The organism is Mesorhizobium sp. M7A.F.Ca.US.005.03.2.1, from assembly GCF_003997795.1.
GTDB classification, from domain to species: domain Bacteria; phylum Pseudomonadota; class Alphaproteobacteria; order Rhizobiales; family Rhizobiaceae; genus Mesorhizobium; species Mesorhizobium ciceri.
The window spans coordinates 1-2,656 of record NZ_RZRP01000857.1 but is presented as its reverse complement, the minus strand read 5'-3'; the positions used below and the strand labels follow the sequence as shown (position 1 = coordinate 2,656).

Genomic DNA, 2,656 nt, shown 5'->3' with positions numbered 1-2,656 from the left:
ACCTCAGGGTCGGCGGCTTTCGATCAGGCGGCCCTTGGCATTATCCGCAAAGCAGCCCCCTTCCCTTCGATTCCACCACAGGCAGCAAGCGCAAGTTTGGAGTTCGAGACCGAAATCGGCCCATTTTGAATGTGCGCAGAACAAAACGCTGCGGCCGCAAATCATCAACATCCCTGTGAGAGGAAACCGCCATGTACATCGCCATGAACCGCTTCAAGGTGCAGACCGGCTCGGAGAACGATTTCGAGGCCTTGTGGAAGAACCGCGATTCCAGCCTTGCGGAGATGAAGGGGTTCCGCGAATTCCACCTGCTGCGAGGCCCGGTCAACGAGACCGAAGGCTACACGCTGTTTGCATCGCACACGGTGTGGGCGAGCCACGATGATTTCATCGCCTGGACCAAGTCCGAGAATTTCCGCGCCGCCCACAGGAATGTCGGCACGACGAAGGTCCACTATCTCGGCCACCCCCAGTTCGAGGGTTTTTCGGTCGTCGAAGGCGCGTAATGCATGTCGCCCAAAAGTGGTCCCGGTTTGGGACAACGACATGCATAAAACAAAAGAGATAGAGACATTCACTGTTTCCACGAAACGGTGAATGGCTCTAACGACCGGCCGGAGTCAGGCTCCGGCCAGCAAGCTCGCATTGCCGCCCGCGGCGGTGGTGTCGACGCAGACGGCCCGCTCATGTGCATAAGCCGCCGGGTTCAACACTTCGCTGACCAGCGGCACGATCGGGCCTGAGCGATCAGCGATAACCCTGCGCACGATGCGCGCGGCCTCTGGCGTGCCGGAAAAAGCAACGATATCGACGCGCAGCGAGCGTGCCTCGACCGGATCAGGCCGGCCATCGATGGCGGCCAGCGGCAGGCCCTTGCCGGTCAGAGCGGAAAGGGCTGCCGGTGCACCCGGCGCAACGGCCAGCACGGCGTTGCCGGCGGCGAGCGCCTGGATCGTCTGCGCCAGCAGCGTATCACCATCGGGACCAAGGCACAGCACCCGTCCACGTGGCGACAGCGAGAGCGTGTTGGCTTCGCCGGTCGGCCCGGGCAGGTCGACCTGGCCGAAATCGATGCCGGCGGCCGCACCAATGGCCGCAGCACCCTTGCCGCGCAGATGCTTCCTCAGAATGGCGATCCGGTCCGGACGCGTCGACCAGCCGCCAAGTGTGGGATCAGGCAGATTGTCGGCAAGCTCGGTCGCCGTGACCTTGTGGCCGTCCTGCACATGGGTGCCGGCCTCCGGCCCCTTGCGGAAGCGGCGGAGATAGTGCGGACCGCCGGCCTTCGGCCCGGTGCCGGAAAGCCCCTCGCCGCCAAACGGCTGCGAACCGACGACGGCGCCGATCTGGTTGCGGTTGACATAGATGTTGCCGGCATGGATGCCATCGACGAAATGCTGCACGCGGCCCTCGATGCGGGTGTGCAGGCCGAAGGTCAGGCCATAACCCTTGCGGTTGATGGCGGCGATGACCGCGTCGATCTGGTCGGCGTCGAAACTGGCGACATGCAGCACCGGCCCGAACACCTCGCGCTCCATGTCCTCGATACCCTTGACCCGGAAGACATGCGGCGCGACGAAGCGACCTTCCCTGGGCGCCTCGAGCTTGGCGATCAGCCTGCCCTGCAGGCCCATCTTCGTGCAATACTCGCGGATCGAGCTTTGCGCCTCGTCGTCGATAACCGGGCCGACATCGGTCGAAATCCGCCAGGGATCGCCGACGTTGAGCGCCTCCATGGCGCCCTTCAGCATCTCCAGCATCTTCTTCTCGACGTCCTTCTGCACGTAGAGTACGCGCAGCGCCGAACAGCGCTGGCCGGCACTCTGGAAGGCGGAGGCGAGGATATCGCGCACCGCCTGTTCGGGCAGCGCGGTGGAATCGACGATCATGGCGTTGAGGCCGCCAGTCTCGGCGATCAGCATGGCGTCGGGCGCGGCCGTCTCGGCCAGCTGCTTCTCGATCAGCTTGGCAACCTCGGTCGAACCTGTGAAGCAGACGCCAGCGATGCGTGGATCGGCGGTGAGCGGCCCGCCGACCGATGGGCCGTCGCCAGGGAGCAACTGGATGACGTCTTCCGGCACGCCGGCCTCGCGCAGCAGTTCGACGGCGCGGAAGGCGATCAGCGGCGTCTGCTCGGCCGGCTTGGCGATCACCGAATTGCCGGTGACGAGCGCTGCCGCGATCTGGCCGGTGAAGATGGCGAGCGGGAAATTCCACGGCGAAATGCAGACGATGGCGCCGCGCGCCTGCGTGCCCACCTCGGCATTGGCCGCTTCGGTGGCGTAGTAGCGCAGGAAGTCGACGGCTTCACGCACCTCGGCGACGCCGTCGGCCAGCGATTTGCCGGCCTCGCGGGTGGCGAGTGCAAAGAACTCGACGGCATTCGCCTCATAGAGATCGGCGGCACGGTTGAGGATGGCGGCGCGCTCGGCGACGGGACGCTTCGCCCAGGCCGGTTGCGCTTCCACCGCAAAGCGCACGGCGGTCGCGACTTGCTTGGCAGCTGCTTCGCTGACCGTGCCGACCACTTCGGAAGGCTTTGCCGGGTTGACGATCGGACGCTGCTTGCCATAGCCGGCGGCCCGCGTAATCGGCTTGGCATGCCAGCGATCCGGCCCGGCGAAGGCCGCCCTGGCCTTGTCGATCGCCGCCAGCG

Annotated in this window: 3 protein-coding genes; 2 read left to right on the top strand and 1 reads right to left on the bottom strand. The window is 65.4% G+C overall.

All coding sequences use genetic code 11. The annotated features are described in order from the left end of the window. Together EN991_RS31525 and EN991_RS31520 are read left to right on the top strand one after the other, a co-directional pair. Positions 1–129, top strand: a 129-nt coding sequence (locus EN991_RS31525; RefSeq protein WP_206519288.1) for a TonB C-terminal domain-containing protein, incomplete at its 5' end; no start/stop codon positions are given. 62 nt (positions 130–191) lie between these two features. Next, positions 192–506 carry an antibiotic biosynthesis monooxygenase gene (locus EN991_RS31520; RefSeq protein ID WP_127370218.1) on the top strand — a complete coding sequence of 105 codons (315 nt, stop codon included), beginning with the start codon at positions 192–194 and terminating at the stop codon, positions 504–506. Positions 507–620: 114 nt separating this feature from the next. Here EN991_RS31520 and EN991_RS31510 read toward each other — a convergent pair. Next, on the bottom strand, positions 621–2,656 hold a 2,036-nt coding region (locus EN991_RS31510), incomplete at its 5' end, for an L-glutamate gamma-semialdehyde dehydrogenase (RefSeq protein WP_127370217.1).

Excerpts from the sequence above, each read along its gene's own strand:
- EN991_RS31520 (WP_127370218.1), top strand. The coding sequence starts at position 192 with ATGTACATCGCCATGAACCGCTTCAAGGTGCAGACCGGCTCGGAGAAC.